This window comes from Collinsella aerofaciens (genome assembly GCF_041537385.1).
Classification (GTDB): Bacteria; Actinomycetota; Coriobacteriia; order Coriobacteriales; family Coriobacteriaceae; genus Collinsella; species Collinsella aerofaciens_BV.
Window position 1 is genome coordinate 548,376 of sequence record NZ_JBGORS010000001.1, and the last position, 13,727, is coordinate 562,102.

The 13,727-nt window shown below is 59.5% G+C and carries 12 protein-coding genes and 1 other RNA gene; 3 read left to right on the forward strand and 10 right to left on the reverse strand.

Features of this window, described 5'->3' with window-relative positions; all coding sequences use genetic code 11:
- Positions 1 to 126: 126 nt before the first annotated feature.
- Both ACEG18_RS02490 and ACEG18_RS02495 read right to left on the reverse strand, forming a co-directional pair.
- The gene (locus tag ACEG18_RS02490) at positions 127 to 1,431 is read right to left on the reverse strand and encodes an MFS transporter (protein WP_372541122.1); all 1,305 of its coding nucleotides are present in this window, start codon (positions 1,429 to 1,431) and stop codon (positions 127 to 129) included.
- 141 nt (positions 1,432 to 1,572) lie between these two features.
- Positions 1,573 to 2,856: an O-acetylhomoserine aminocarboxypropyltransferase/cysteine synthase family protein gene (locus tag ACEG18_RS02495; protein WP_022095229.1), complete on the reverse strand. Its 1,284-nt coding sequence runs from the start codon at positions 2,854 to 2,856 to the stop codon at positions 1,573 to 1,575.
- A gap of 234 nt (positions 2,857 to 3,090) precedes the next feature.
- Between ACEG18_RS02495 and ACEG18_RS02500 the strand changes: the two genes are divergently transcribed.
- Positions 3,091 to 3,537, forward strand: a complete 447-nt coding sequence (locus ACEG18_RS02500; protein ID WP_372541123.1) for a C-GCAxxG-C-C family protein — start codon at positions 3,091 to 3,093, stop codon at positions 3,535 to 3,537.
- Between the two features lie 68 nt (positions 3,538 to 3,605).
- On the opposite strand, the gene ACEG18_RS02505 is transcribed toward ACEG18_RS02500, so the two are convergent.
- The 3 genes from ACEG18_RS02505 to rpsA all read right to left on the reverse strand — a co-directional run bounded on the left by ACEG18_RS02505 (position 3,606) and on the right by rpsA (position 6,339).
- Positions 3,606 to 4,244 carry a YigZ family protein gene (locus ACEG18_RS02505; protein WP_372541124.1) on the reverse strand — a complete coding sequence of 213 codons (639 nt, stop codon included), beginning with the start codon at positions 4,242 to 4,244 and terminating at the stop codon, positions 3,606 to 3,608.
- Between the two features lie 225 nt (positions 4,245 to 4,469).
- Positions 4,470 to 4,831, reverse strand: an RNA gene (gene rnpB, locus ACEG18_RS02510) — RNase P RNA component class A.
- Positions 4,832 to 5,172: 341 nt separating this feature from the next.
- A complete protein-coding gene (rpsA, locus tag ACEG18_RS02515) occupies positions 5,173 to 6,339 on the reverse strand; it encodes a 30S ribosomal protein S1 (protein ID WP_022095232.1) in 1,167 nt (388 codons plus the stop codon).
- A 315-nt stretch (positions 6,340 to 6,654) separates the two neighbouring features.
- Between rpsA and ACEG18_RS02520 the strand changes: the two genes are divergently transcribed.
- The gene (locus tag ACEG18_RS02520; RefSeq protein ID WP_195644689.1) at positions 6,655 to 7,413 is read left to right on the forward strand and encodes an HAD family hydrolase; all 759 of its coding nucleotides are present in this window, start codon (positions 6,655 to 6,657) and stop codon (positions 7,411 to 7,413) included.
- Here ACEG18_RS02520 and ACEG18_RS02525 read toward each other — a convergent pair.
- Positions 7,410 to 8,729: an L-cysteine desulfidase family protein gene (locus tag ACEG18_RS02525; RefSeq protein ID WP_372541125.1), complete on the reverse strand. Its 1,320-nt coding sequence runs from the start codon at positions 8,727 to 8,729 to the stop codon at positions 7,410 to 7,412. The genes ACEG18_RS02520 and ACEG18_RS02525 overlap by 4 nt on opposite strands.
- Before the next feature lie 272 nt (positions 8,730 to 9,001).
- Between ACEG18_RS02525 and rpiB the strand changes: the two genes are divergently transcribed.
- Positions 9,002 to 9,469: a ribose 5-phosphate isomerase B gene (rpiB, locus tag ACEG18_RS02530; protein WP_372541126.1), complete on the forward strand. Its 468-nt coding sequence runs from the start codon at positions 9,002 to 9,004 to the stop codon at positions 9,467 to 9,469.
- Between the two features lie 151 nt (positions 9,470 to 9,620).
- Here rpiB and ndk read toward each other — a convergent pair whose 3' ends face one another.
- The 4 genes from ndk to ACEG18_RS02550 form a co-directional block, all read right to left on the reverse strand.
- Positions 9,621 to 10,025, reverse strand: a complete 405-nt coding sequence (gene ndk / locus ACEG18_RS02535) for a nucleoside-diphosphate kinase (protein ID WP_368130167.1) — start codon at positions 10,023 to 10,025, stop codon at positions 9,621 to 9,623.
- A 377-nt stretch (positions 10,026 to 10,402) separates the two neighbouring features.
- Positions 10,403 to 11,833 (reverse strand): argininosuccinate lyase, encoded by a 1,431-nt coding sequence (argH, locus tag ACEG18_RS02540; RefSeq protein WP_372541127.1) that lies wholly within the window; start codon positions 11,831 to 11,833, stop codon positions 10,403 to 10,405.
- A 118-nt stretch (positions 11,834 to 11,951) separates the two neighbouring features.
- Complete coding sequence (locus ACEG18_RS02545) at positions 11,952 to 12,122, reverse strand: hypothetical protein (RefSeq protein WP_372541128.1); 171 nt, start codon at positions 12,120 to 12,122, stop codon at positions 11,952 to 11,954.
- A 233-nt stretch (positions 12,123 to 12,355) separates the two neighbouring features.
- A complete protein-coding gene (locus ACEG18_RS02550) occupies positions 12,356 to 13,582 on the reverse strand; it encodes an argininosuccinate synthase (RefSeq protein ID WP_372541129.1) in 1,227 nt (408 codons plus the stop codon).
- Positions 13,583 to 13,727 lie beyond the last annotated feature (145 nt).

Here is a 13,727-nt window from a genome sequence, read left to right on the forward strand (position 1 = left end):
CGCGATTAATAAACGTTGCTCGATAGTCTACCACGGACCGACCCCCGCCCGTCCCACAAGCCGCATCGCACCACAAACCAGTCTTTTTAGGACGGCGCGAATCGTGGCAGAAAGCCTCCCAACACGCTAATGGCGGGCGCGCATCTTCACCAAACGCACCATGGCGAGCGCAAAGCCCACAGCGGCCACAGCCATGAGCACGTAGAACACCGAGCGAAAGCCGAATAGGAATACATCCGGACGGCCTGCAACGAAACTGGTCACGGCCTCGCCCATCGCCACGCTCATCTGCCCATGCAGGATATGCGATGCCGCCGTAATGCCCACTGCCATACCCGCATAGCGCGCCAGGCCACCCAGACTGCCAGCAAAGCCGAGCGCTTCGCGCGGAGCCGAGCCCATGTACAGCGAGTTATTGGGGCTCTGGAAAATCGACGTACCGCACGACATAAACGCGACGCAGCACACGATTACAGGGATGGAAGAGTGCTCGTCGAGCGTGCTTACCGCAAAAAGACCGCATACGTACACGCCCAGGCCGACCGCCGTGGGGCCCTCGCAGCCAACACGGTCCGAAACCGTACCCGAAAGCGGGCCGATAAAGGCATTCACCATCGGTAACGCCAAAAAGAGCAATCCGGAAATGTCAGAACCAAAGCCGTGGGCGTCCTGAAAATAAAACGGCAGGATAAACTCAGATGCGCCAATACCAACGAACACGATGAGCATGCAGGCAAGGTTGATGGTGAAGGCCGAATTTGCAAAGCAGCGACGAGCAGCCTCGATCAGGGACATGGGGCGCTCGCCGGCCTCCGGCTTAACATGCGGTAGCGTGTAGAGCCCCACGATAAACGAGATGACGCCAATGGGCAGGTTGATGAGGAAGATGCTCTCCCAGGGAAAGCTTGCCACCAGCATGCCACCCAGCACGGGGCCACACATCATGCCGAGGGCCACGAAGGTCGCAAGAATACCCATGGCACGACCGCGCTCGCGAGCCGGAAACGACTCGGTGATGATACCCATGTTGTTGGCCATGGCCGCCGCGCAACCGACGCCCTGAACGATGCGTGCCAGAATAAGAACTTCGAGCGAGGCCGAAAGGCCACAAAGCAGCGAGCCGGCCGTAAAGACGATTACGCCCAGCTGGAATACACCCACCTTGCCGCGCACGTCGCCCAGGCGGCCAAACGGCAGCATGGCCACGCATGTCGCAAGCAGATACACCGAGCTCACCAGCTGGATGCGGTCGAGGCCCACGCCCAGCTCCTTTTGCATCACGGGCAACGCCACGGTCACGACGGTCGAATCCAGACACGACATAAACGTCATGATGAGCACGGTAAACAGAATCGCCCACTTGTTCTTGCCGTGGGTGTCGCCCTCTAGGGCAATGTGCTCGCGGCGCAGCTGCTCTGCGGTTTTCTCCATATCCATCCTTTCGAGTGGCGCAACACAAAAAACGGGGCCCCATCGCCTGCGAACAGTTGCGATTGGGGTCCCGCCTACGGAATCGGAACGGAAGGTCACCGAAGCTTTCTGCCAGCATCGGCGCCTTGTGCGAACGCTAGCCTAGCACTGCTCGAGCGCCTGCTCAAGGTCGGCAATCAGATCGGCCGTGTCCTCGAGGCCGCACGACAGGCGCACCATGTCGGCAGAGATGCCACAGGCGATGAGCTCTTCATCGTTCATCTGACGGTGCGTGGCGTTAGCGGGATGCAGGCAGCAGGTGCGAGCATCGGCCACGTGCGTGGCGATCTGGGCGAGCTTGAGGCTCTTCATAAAGGTCTCGGCCGCCGCGCGACCACCGTTAAAGCCAAAGCTCACGACGCCGCAGGTACCGTTGGGCATGTACTTCTGAGCCAGGTCATAGTACTTGTCGCCCTCCAGGCCCGGATAGCTCACGAAGCGCACCTTGGGATGGCTCTGCAGGAACTTGGCAACGGCCAGGCCGTTCTCGCAATGACGCGGCATGCGCACATGCAGGCTCTCGAGCGAGCTGTTCAAGAAGAATGCCGCCTGCGGGTTCTGCATGGGGCCAAGATCGCGCATGAGCTGCGCGGTGGCCTTGGTAATGAAGGCACCCTCGCGACCAAACTTCTCGGCATACGTCACGCCGTGGTAGCTCTCGTCGGGCGTGGTGAGACCCGGGAACTTGTCTGCATGGGCCATCCAGTCAAACTGACCGTGGTCGACGATCACGCCGCCCAGGTAGGCAGCATGTCCATCCATGTACTTGGTGGTGGAGTGCGTAACGATGTCGGCGCCCCACTCAAAGGGACGGCACATCACGGGCGTCGGGAAGGTGTTGTCGACCATCAGCGGCACGCCGTGGTCATGTGCGGCCTTGGCAAAGCGCTCAATATCGAGCACGGCGAGGGCGGGGTTGGCGATCGTCTCGCCAAAGACGAGCTTGGTATTGGGCTCAAATGCCGCCTCGAGCTCCTCGTCGGTGCAGTCGGGGGCAACGAACGTGCAGGTCAAGCCCATGCGCTCCATGGTATGGGCGAGCAGGTTGTAGGTACCGCCGTAGATGGCAGAGCTGGCGACCACGTGATCGCCGGCACCGGCAACGTTAAAGATCGCAAGGAAGTTCGCCGCCATGCCCGAGCTCGTGAGCATTGCAGCGGTGCCGCCCTCCATCTCGCAGATCTTGGCGGCAACCAAATCACACGTGGGGTTCTGCAGACGGCTGTAGAAGTAGCCCGACTCCTCCAGGTCAAACAGCTTGCCCATGTGCTCGGACGTGTCATACTTCCACGTGGTTGACTGGTAGATAGGCACCTGACGCGGCTCTGCATCACCCGGGCGATAACCGCCCTGAACACACGTGGTACCGATGGTCTGCTCGCTCATATCCAACTCCCTTACTTGGGTTTTGTTTTTATTCGGTTCACGATACCGCTACCGCGCACCCCTCTCAACCCATCCCGCCGATAGGTTATGGGACAATTTAATCAGGTTTATTTGTCCCAAATCTTAAGAAAGTGTTCGATGGCGAAAAACAATGAGATATGCACTGCGGTCTCGATAAGCGAATGCGCCGGCAAGGGTACCATAGGCGGGTACACCGCAATCAAGGAGACACCGATGAAGCAGATCGATACCACCCAGCTCAACACTGCCGCCTGCCAGGCTCAGGCTGCCGAGTACCACGCCCGCGGCTTTAACTGCGCCCAGGCTGTCGCTTGCACGCTCGCGCCCGCTGTGGGGCTCGACCCCCAGGTCGCCTTTACCCTCACCGAAGGCTTTGGCGCCGGCATGGGCGGCATGACCGAAACCTGCGGCGCCACCTCGGGCGCCGTGGCCATCATGGGATTTGTAATGAGCGACGGCATGGAAAACCCCAAGACCAAGGGCCAGACCTACAAACTGTCGCGCGAGATTGCCAAGCGCTTTGGCGAGAAGAACACCACGACCGTCTGTGGCACGCTCAAGGGCATCGGATCGGACAAGGGTCCGCTCCGCAGCTGCCCCGGCTGCATCGACGATGCCATCGAGATCGCCTGCGATATGCTAAAGCAGCTCGCCGAGTAAACGGCAGCAACAGCAAAACGACGGCCGGCGCGCTTGGAATCCACCCAAAAGCACGCCGGCCGTCGCCGTTAGAACTCGGCAAATTCGGGAGCGCCGACCTCAATCTCCTCGCGCCCCGCCATAAGCTCGCGCGTCTTGGCACAAAATGGCTCCTGCTCCCCCGCCTTAAACACCAAATGAAGTGTCACGGCATCCGCGTAATCGGTATCCGAAACCTTGGCACCCGAATCCTGCGCCAAGCGAAGCACCTGCTCGTACTGCGGATAGGCCACATGCACGTCAACCGGCACGACGCTTGTCATCTCAACGATCTGCCCGGCCTCCTGAGCCGCGGCCACCGCCGCCTGCGTCGCCGCGGTATAGGCGCGTACCAAGCCACCAGGCCCCAACAGCGTGCCACCAAAATAGCGCGTCACTACGCAGCAAACATTTTTGAGCTCCGCGCCGCGCAAAACCTCTAGCGTCGGCATACCGCTCGTGCGGCTCGGCTCACCATCATCGCTCTGGCGCTCGCGTCCATCGACCAAAATCCACGCGGGAACATTGTGTCGAGCGTCGTAATGACGTTTGCGAACCATCTCGATAAAGGCATTCGCCTCGTCCTCGGACTCAATATGGACCAGCTGGGCAATAAACCGACTCTTGCGATCGACGAACTCACCCGTAGCCTCAATATTCGATTGCAAAGTAAAATAGCTGTCCAACAAAGCCCCTCAACAACAAGCAAAGCAACAAACAGCCTCAATAATACGGCAAAGGGTGTACCGTTGCCCTCGCCAACAAGAACGGAAACGCCAATGATGCCGTCACCAACAGCGAGAAGGCGTCAGCTGAGTCGATTTGGCCCGAAAGAGGAGGGAGCACGCCTTATGGCGGCGACCGACGAATGAGCGCCAAATCGGCCAGCTGACGTCGTCGCAGCGTCAACAAGAAAGCTGAGTGGGCCTATAAGCCGGGTTCTGTCGTGAACGATCATTTATCTTGTCTGCACGTTACCGCGCAGCTCCACGCACGCTACCCGAACGCGGACCGGGCCGGCCCATAGCGTTCCTATTCGCGCTTGCTCCGGATGGGGCTTGCCAAGCCGCCGTGTTGCCACGACGCTGGTGGTCTCTTACACCACCGTTTCAGCTTTTCCCTTTACGCCTTGCGGCGCAGGTGGGAGTCTTCTTTTCTGCGGCGCTTTCCGTCGGATCACTCCGCCCGGCCGTTAGCCGGCATCCCGCCCTCTGGAGCCCGGACTTTCCTCACGCGTGCTGCAAGCAGCACATCGCGCGACCGTCTGGCCCACTCAGCAGTGCAAGAGTGTAGCACACCGCCAGCACACACAATGGCACAACGCAAGCGCTCGCACGATAAACCAAGAACCACCCATGCGCTACAATAGTCCCGTCGATGGGCAACGTCGTCAGTCGAGACGCGACCGCGCTCCGCACCCCTCCGTCTACTCGGTGCGTTCCCGCCTCCTCCCCGAGGCGGGATGTCGGCATTTTTTCATGCGCCGTCAACTCAATAGCAAGCGAATAACCCAAACAGCATTACGCGCGGGCACTACCGAACACCTCAGCAGCAAATGCAAAAAGGGACCCGTCCATTGCGGACGGATCCCTTAAAACAAGTGATCGTCAAACCGATTTACTCGGCGTCGGTCTCCTCGTCCTTCTTCTCGGAAGGCAGCGGAGTAACCTCGATCTCGACGCCCAGAGTCTCAGCAGCGGACTTCATGGACAGGGAGATACGACGACGGTCGAGGTCGATCTCCATGACCTTGACCTGAACCTTGTCGCCCACGTGGGTGACCTGAGAAGGCTGATCGACGTGCTTGTTGGCCATCTCGGAGATGTGCACCAGGCCCTCGATGCCCTCGCCCAGGTCGACGAAAGCGCCAAACGGGACAAGCTTGGTCACAGTGCCCTCGACGATAGCGCCGACGGGGTACTTCTTGACCAGTGCGCGCCACGGATCCTCGGTGGTCTGCTTGAGACCCAGGGAGATGCGCTCGCGGTTGAGATCGACGTCGAGAACCTCGACCTCGACCTCCTGGCCGACCTTGACAACCTCGGAAGGATGGTTGACGTGGTTCCAAGAGAGCTCGGAGATGTGGATGAGGCCGTCGATACCGCCGAGGTCGACGAAGGCGCCGAAGTCGACGATGGAGGAAACGGTGCCCTGGAGACGCATGCCAGACTTGAGCTTGGAAAGGATCTCAGAGCGCTCGGCCTTACGGGACTCCTCGAGCACGACGCGACGGGAGAGGACAACGTTGTTACGGTTGCGGTCCATCTCGATGACGCGGGCCTCGATGCGGGTGCCCATGTAGGAGGTGAGGTCCTTAACACGACGGAGGTCGACGAGGGAAGCGGGCAGGAAGCCACGCAGGCCGATGTCGAGGATCAGGCCGCCCTTGACAACCTCGATAACCTCGCCCTCGACGTTCTCGCCGGAGTTGAACTTCTCCTCGATGCGGTTCCAAGCACGCTCGTACTCAGCACGCTTCTTGGAGAGGACCAGACGACCGTCCTTGTCCTCCTTCTGGAGAACCAGGGCCTCGATGGGATCACCGAGTGCAACGATGTCTGCAGGGTTAGCGTCCTTGCGGATGGACAGCTCGCGGACCGGGATAACGCCCTCGGACTTGAATCCGATGTCAACGAGCACCTCGTCATGCTCGATCTTAACGACAGTGCCGTTAACGAGATCGCCCTCATCAAAATCGGTAATCGTACCGTCGATGAGGTTGTTCATCTCCTCCTCGTTGACATCGTCAAGAGAGAAAATGGACGAGTTCTGAATCTCACTCAAAGGTGGACCCCTTTCGAACTACGGGGCCCCGATTGCTAGGACCTACAGAAGGGTGCGACAAGCACACAACGTTTAGGAACACTCGGGAGCCGACAGATACTAATGTGACGCTTATGCAATCACGTTCGTATAGATTACGGGGAAATTACTTCGATTTCAAGCGCGAACTGCGATTTTTTACTCGTATGGAGACTTTTTCGCAATCTTGTGGACGACCGTCTCCGTAAGTTGACGATAGGCCGTTAGGCATACGGCTTTGGGGTAAAGTATCCGGAACCAACGATTCTGGAACGTTATTTCGAGAAAGGTGCCCGCGTGCTCAAAGCAGTCGTTTTCGATATGGACGAGACGCTTCTTAGCATCAACCTCAACGCGTTCATCCTTCGTTATTTTAAGGATGTCTCGTCGATGCTCGCGGATATCGGGCGCCGCAGCCGCGGTGGCACGATGGCACGCCTCGGCACCATCCTGGTCGACCTCAACGCCAACCGTCGAAGCGGCACGGACAACCGCACCAATCTTGAGTTTTACCGCACCGAGGTCGAGCGCAGGTGCGGCATCTGCCTCTCCGATCCCATCATCTACGAGGCATTTACCTACTACGACCGCGAAGTTCTTCCGCATAAGAACGACGACGTCATCAACGCCCACGCCATGCCGGGCGCACACGCCGCGCTTCAGGCCGTACAGGACGCAGGGCTGCGCTGCGCGCTCTTCACAAACCCCAGCTTTCCGCAGGGGGCCATCGAGTGCCGCATGGGTTGGGGCGACCTGGCCGACGCCCCCTTTGAGCTCGTCACGCACATGGGAAACACCACCCGCTGCAAGCCCGATGCCACCTACTATCTAGAGCAGCTTCAGGTGATGGGGCTCGAGCCGCACGAGGTCCTTATGGTGGGCAACGACCCCAAGCGTGACTTCCCCAGCCCCGCCTGTGGCATTCAGACTGCCTATGTTGGTCAGGGAAAACCCGGCCGAGCCACCTGGCGCGGAACCATGGAAGACTTCGCCCGCGACTTCAACGCCGTAGTAGAAGCCTTCTACGAACACCAAGTAGCCGACGAACTGTCTTAACAGACTCGAGTCTTGCCGATCATGATGTTGAGGATCTCGACGTCGGTGTCCTTCATGCCCACGCGGCCTACGTAGCCCATGCTGGCGATCGTCTGCTCAACGGTATCTTGGATCAGGCCCTCGCCGGCACGGAAGCCGCGACCCTGCATGGCCATATCATGTCCCAGAATCGCCGCATCGACGGCAGCCGAAATCTTGGCGGCACAGCTCGCCTTGGCGCCATCGCACACGATGCCGCCAACGTTACCGAGCGTGTTCGAAACCGTCGCGCCAATCTGCTCGCGCGTGCCACCGCACAGCCAGGTAATCGCAGCGCCGGCGCCGCACGCGGCGCAGATAGCACCGCAAAACGCCGAGAGCGCACCAATATAGCTCTTGATATGCACGGCGATAAGATCGGACAGCATCACGGCGCGCACCAGGCGCTCGTGGTCGCAGCGCAGGTATTCGGCATACTCCATGACGGGCAAGGCGCAGGTAATGCCCTGATTGCCCGAGCCGCACACAATAGCGACCGGCAGCGCGCAGCCGTTCATGCGAGCGTCGGACCCGGCGGCCGCACGGGCACGGGCCCGGCAGGCGATGTCATCGGCACGAGCGCCCAGCAGCGTACGGCCCACCTCGGCGCCCCAAGCGTGCGCGAGGCCCTCGGCACTGATCGCGCCGTTCAGCTCAATCTGACGCTCAACGGCAGCGCGGGCGCCCTCAATGTCGCCGCCCTCGATAAAGTCGATGATGGACTCAATCGACATGGGCGTGTCGGCCTTATCTGCCGCCCGCTCAGCCACGACGCGCTCGGCGCAGGCGGCGCACTCCCCCGCCGACTTGCCGCACACCGGAATACCGTCGAGCGTATGGCACGTGACATTGGTGTGGTGGTCGGTAATCTCGACGACCGCGGTATGGCCCCCGGCCGTGGCGGTCACCTTGATGTAGAGGTTGGGCACACCCTCGACAAGCGACACATCGCAGTAGCCGGCGTCAGCGAGGAGCTCGGTCACGCGAGCACGATCTTCGTCGTTAACGCTCTCGAGCACCTCGAGCGCGCTCTTGGCGTCGCCGCCCACGGCACCCAACACGGCCGCAGCTTCAATACCGTGCATACCGCCCGAGTTGGGCACGGTCACGCTCTTAACGTTCTTGATGATGTTGCCCGAGCAGGCAACGTCCATATGATCGGGTTCGCAACAGAGCGTCTGGCTCGCCAACGCCGCTGCATAGGCAACGGCAATAGGCTCGGTGCAGCCGAGCGCACAGACAAGCTCGCGGTTCAAAACATCGCAAAACGCGGCATCACGAAGGGAATCGGTAGGCATAGGTATCTCCTGCTTGCATAACGGGCTGGGCTCTCGAAAATAATTAGCCCTTTTATTTGATAACAATGCATCAAAAACCGCAACCATGGTTCCGGCGGACGGCGCTCAAGCACAAACTGGCGGCATTCATTCATGAAAAGCAGGTCTTATTGCCTGCTAAAGCGTTTGACCAAAAAACGCCCGAGCGTTTACACAAAAGTCGCGCTATCATGCAGTCGAACGCGGTAAACACCTTTAGCATTTGCGCCGCATAGACCAGAGAGGAACCATCCATGAAGATCGGTATCGGTAACGACCACGCCGCCGTCGAGCTCAAGAACATCATTTCCGAGCACCTAAAGGAGCGCGGCTGCGAGGTCGTGAACTTTGGCACCGACTCCTCCGAGAGCTTTGACTACCCCATCGCCGGCTACAAGGTTGGTAAGGCCGTTGCCAACGGCGACGTCGACCTGGGTATCCTGATCTGTGGCACCGGCGTCGGGATTAGCCTGGCTGCCAACAAGGTCGAGGGCGTACGCGCCGTCGTATGCTCCGAGCCCTTCAGCGCCAAGCTCTCCCGCATGCACAACAACACCAACGTGCTCGCCTTTGGTGCCCGCGTCGTGGGCTCCGAGCTCGCCAAGATGATTGTCGACGAGTGGCTCGACGCCGAATTTGAGGGCGGCCGTCACGAGCGTCGCGTTAACCTCCTCAACGAGATCGACCACACGCGCGGCCTCAAGGTTGTCGACGAGGCCTAAACCACTTAGCGCCACAAGCTAACAGCAGGGGCCCGCTCGGAACACATGTCCGAGCGGGCCCCTTCATAGATTTTGGAATAAAAGGGCGCTGCGGATGGAGTTCCGCGGCGCCCAAGCCACACGCTAACAGCTTTAAGGAGTCAAAGCTGGTTTAGCCAAAGAAACGCTTGATCTCGATCTCGGCGTTCTCCAGGCAGTCGGAGCCATGAATCACGTTGGCGTTGACATCGACGGCGAAGTCACCGCGGATGGTGCCGGGGGCAGCATCAAGCGGGTTGGTGGCGCCCATAAGGGTGCGCATCTTGGAGACGGCGGAAAGACCGGAAACAACCATCTTGACGACCGGACCGCTCGTCATAAAGTCGCACAGACAGCCAAAGAAGGGTTTGTCGGCCAGATGGGCGTAGTGCTCCTCGACGGTAGCGCGCTCGAGCGTGGTCATCTCCATGCGCTCGATGACAAGACCGCTGCGCTCAATGCGAGCAACGATCTCGCCGATCTTGCGATCGCGCACAGCGTCGGGCTTAATCATGATGAAGGTCTTCTCGATAGCCATAAGGTAGCCTTTCAAGTAGGTTCGCGCGTGCCCAAGTCCCATTCCGGCACCCGCCTGGACTGCATCGTAACAGAGTTCTAGCTGCAGTTAAACAAAAAGCCGTTTATTGAAGCGTTATTATTAATTGAAGCGCTCCATATGTGTCACTTCTGTTCCGAAGCCCGACTAGAGTACCATCCGCCCCACTTCCAACTGCAACGAACAGAACGGACGGTCGATTGCCGCCCGTGAACGCACCCCCATCACAACCTGCCCAAAGGTCCTACAAAAGTTCTCGACAAGCTCCTTCCTTCCCTATAACAAAACGGGCGCCCACCGTAGCGAGCACCCGTAAAGGCAAGATATGATGAACGCACCAGACAGACGCATCCTATAAGCTAATTAGCTCCGTGGCCCATCTCGACGACCTTGGTTAACGAGCCAAACACACCTTCGTCGGCAATGAGTTGTGCCTCGGCACGCTGCAGCTGCACGGCAACGGCGGCAGGAGCGGTGCCGCCCTCGGTCGTGCGCGCGGCGACAATCGACGGGATGTCGAGCGCCTCGGTAATATCGCGCTCAAAGAGCGGGCTTGCCTCCTGGAACACCTCAAACGGCAGGTCCTCAAGATTGCAGCCGCGCTTCTCACACATCAGGACCAGATGGCCCACCACGGCATGCGCCTCACGGAACGGCAGGCCACGCTTAGCCAGGTAATCGGCAACATCGGTGGCGGCAAGGTGCCCCACGCCGCACTCGCGCGCCATGGCATCCTCGTTGACAGTCCAGGTCGAGATCATGCCCGCCATAACGGACAGGCACTGCATAAGCGTATGGGCGGTATCGAGCGCGCCCTCCTTGTCCTCCTGCAAGTCCTTGTTATAGGCCAGCGGCAGGCCCTTCATAGTCACAAGCAGCTGCACCAGGTTGCCATAGACTCGGCCACTCTTGCCGCGGATAAGCTCGGCAAAATCGGGGTTCTTCTTCTGCGGCATGATGGACGACCCAGTGGAGTAGGAGTCGGAAAGCGTGATAAAGCCGAATTCGGAGCTCGACCACAGCACGATCTCCTCGGAAAGACGCGACAGGTGCATCGCCATGACGGAGCCGGCGTAATGCAGGTCGAGGAGGAAATCACGGTCGGAAACCGCATCGAGCGAGTTGGGGATCACGCCCGCAAAGCCAAGTTCGGCGGCCGTCATCTGACGATCGAGCGGATAGCTCGTACCGGCAAGCGCGGCAGCGCCCAGCGGGCAGTTGTCGGCAGCATCAAAGGCGGCCTTCAGGCGTGTAAAGTCGCGCGCGAACATCCAGGAATACGCCAGCAGATGATGCGACAGCAGCACGGGCTGAGCATGCTGCATGTGCGTGTAGCCCGGCAGAATCACCTTGTCATACTTCTTGGCCGCATCCACCAGCACATGGCGCAGCTCAAGATTGGCCTCTATGAGCTCCTTGGCCAGCGCCTTGACGCCCAGGCGCGTATCGGTCGCCACCTGGTCGTTGCGCGAACGCCCGGTATGCAGGCGCTTACCGGCCTCGCCGATGCGGCGCGTCAGCTCGCTCTCGATGGACATATGAATGTCCTCGTCGTTGATGTCGAAGGTGAAGTTGCCGGCATCGATATCCTGCTCGATTCCGGTCAGACCCTCGGCAATCGCCTGCTCGTCCTCGGCGCTGATAACGCCCTGGGTCGCCAGCATCTTGGCATGTGCCTTAGAGCCGGCGATATCCTGCTTATAGAGATGTTTGTCGACCGGCAACGACGCGCCAAACTCCTGCGTGACCTCAGCCACGCCTGCCTCAAAACGACCGCCCCAAAGAGCCATGGAACCGTCCCCTTTCATCAAATACCAAAACAAGCGCCCAAAGCAATGCGCCCTGTCGCTAAAGCGATTTTTCAACCGCTAGTTTTACACACTCCCTGCCGTGCGCGGGGCCATGTAGCTAATTTGCAAAGAAGTGACGCGCCATGCACTTGGCGCCCAACGTTTCCCTCCGGATGTTGCCCTGCGAACCATCGATCCAGGCCTTCAGGCTCATAGGGACATCCTCGACCTTTGCAGCATCGAACTCGGGCGCGAGGGCAAGTAAGGCATGCGCGATAGCACTGAACATAATGGATACTCCTCATATATATAGGCGCAGGGCCGCCAAATTGATAGAAGGAGCCCCGCCGGACAACCCCGGCGGGGCTCGGACTCAGCCGCAGACGCGGCATCATATATGCGGGCGGAACGTAGGGGCCACCGATGTTAAGAAGTGTCAGCAAGCATAACGAAAGGTAGGGACCCCGTGCACCCGTTATGTATCACGCGGATGGGCCGCGCGGATACCAAGGGAAGGAAGGCTTAAGCCTGGACGGCAGCGGAGCTGGGACCCTGGACCTTAGCCCACGTCTTGAGCGACAGCGTATCGATCTCGATAAAGCCGGCGCTGGCCTTCTCGTCAAACGTGGTGTCGCGGTCGTAGGTGGCCAGGCCGTAATCGTAGAGGCTGAAGGGGCTCTTGCGGCCGACGACATGGCAGTTGCCCTTAAAGAACTTCAGACGGACGGTGCCGGTCACGAACTTCTGGGTGTCGGCCATAAAGGCGTCGAGCGCGTTTTTGAGCGGGCTGTACCACTGGCCGTTGTACACGGCGGTGGCCCAATCCTGCTCGAGCTTAATCTTAGTCTTGAGCAGGTCGCCCTCAACGCAAATATCCTCGAGTGCCTTGTGGGCGGTGATGAGCGTCAGGGCGCCGGGAACCTCATAGCACTCGCGGCTCTTGAGGCCCACCAGACGATCCTCAACCAGGTCGAGACGGCCAAAGCCGTTGTCGCCCGAAATCTTGTTGAGCGCGATGACGATCTCGGAGAGTTTCATCTTCTTGCCGTCGACGGCGACGGGCTTGCCGGCCTCAAACTCAATCTCGGTGTAGGTCGGGGTGTCGGGCGTGTCCTCGGGGTTCTTGGTCATAACCCAGGCGTCGTCGAGCGGCTCGTTCCAGGGATCCTCCAGGTGACCGCACTCGATGGCGCGACCCCACAGGTTGTCGTCGATGGAATAGGGGTTGTCGTTGGCACCCTCGGGAACCGGCACGTTGTGGGCGTGGGCATAGGCGACCTCGTCGGGACGGCACTTCAGATCCCACTCGCGAACCGGGGCGATAACCTTGAGCCCAGGGTCGAGGGCCTTGACGGCAGCCTCAAAACGAACCTGGTCGTTGCCCTTGCCGGTGCAGCCGTGGGCGACATACGTGGCGCCAAACTCGTGAGCGACCTCGACGAGCTTCTTGGCAAGCAGCGGACGGGACAGAGCAGAGAGCAGCGGATACTTGTTCTCGTACATGGAGTTGGCAGCGATGGCCTTGGTCAGGAACTCATCGGAGAACTCGTCGCGCAGGTCGAGCACCTGACAATCGAGAACGCCCAGGTCGAGCGCCTTCTGCTTCTTGGCATCCAGGCCGGTCTCCTCCTGGCCCACGTTGCCGCAGACGCAAACGACATCGAGATTCTTCTCGTCCTGGAGCCACTTGACACATACGGATGTATCAAGACCACCGGAATATGCGAGAACGACTTTTTCCTTGCTCATGGCTGTTTCCTTTCGCCCTTGGTAGCTAATTAAAACATCGGTCAGGTGCAAGTCATTTCAAGGTCAAAAACCGTGCAATATCAGGTTAAATAGCAAAAATCAGCACATACATGCCCTAGAAACATGCAGCAATGTCGTGCTAAAA

Bases quoted from the DNA above. Each gene is read 5' to 3' on its own strand.
- ACEG18_RS02490 (WP_372541122.1), bottom strand. From the start codon at position 1,431: ATGGAGAAAACCGCAGAGCAGCTGCGCCGCGAGCACATTGCCCTAGAG.
- ACEG18_RS02495 (WP_022095229.1), bottom strand. From the start codon at position 2,856: ATGAGCGAGCAGACCATCGGTACCACGTGTGTTCAGGGCGGTTATCGC.
- ACEG18_RS02500 (WP_372541123.1), top strand. From the start codon at position 3,091: ATGAAGCAGATCGATACCACCCAGCTCAACACTGCCGCCTGCCAGGCT.
- ACEG18_RS02525 (WP_372541125.1), bottom strand. From the start codon at position 8,729: ATGCCTACCGATTCCCTTCGTGATGCCGCGTTTTGCGATGTTTTGAAC.
- rpiB (WP_372541126.1), top strand. From the start codon at position 9,002: ATGAAGATCGGTATCGGTAACGACCACGCCGCCGTCGAGCTCAAGAAC.
- ndk (WP_368130167.1), bottom strand. From the start codon at position 10,025: ATGGCTATCGAGAAGACCTTCATCATGATTAAGCCCGACGCTGTGCGC.
- argH (WP_372541127.1), bottom strand. From the start codon at position 11,833: ATGGCTCTTTGGGGCGGTCGTTTTGAGGCAGGCGTGGCTGAGGTCACG.
- ACEG18_RS02545 (WP_372541128.1), bottom strand. From the start codon at position 12,122: ATGTTCAGTGCTATCGCGCATGCCTTACTTGCCCTCGCGCCCGAGTTC.
- ACEG18_RS02550 (WP_372541129.1), bottom strand. From the start codon at position 13,582: ATGAGCAAGGAAAAAGTCGTTCTCGCATATTCCGGTGGTCTTGATACA.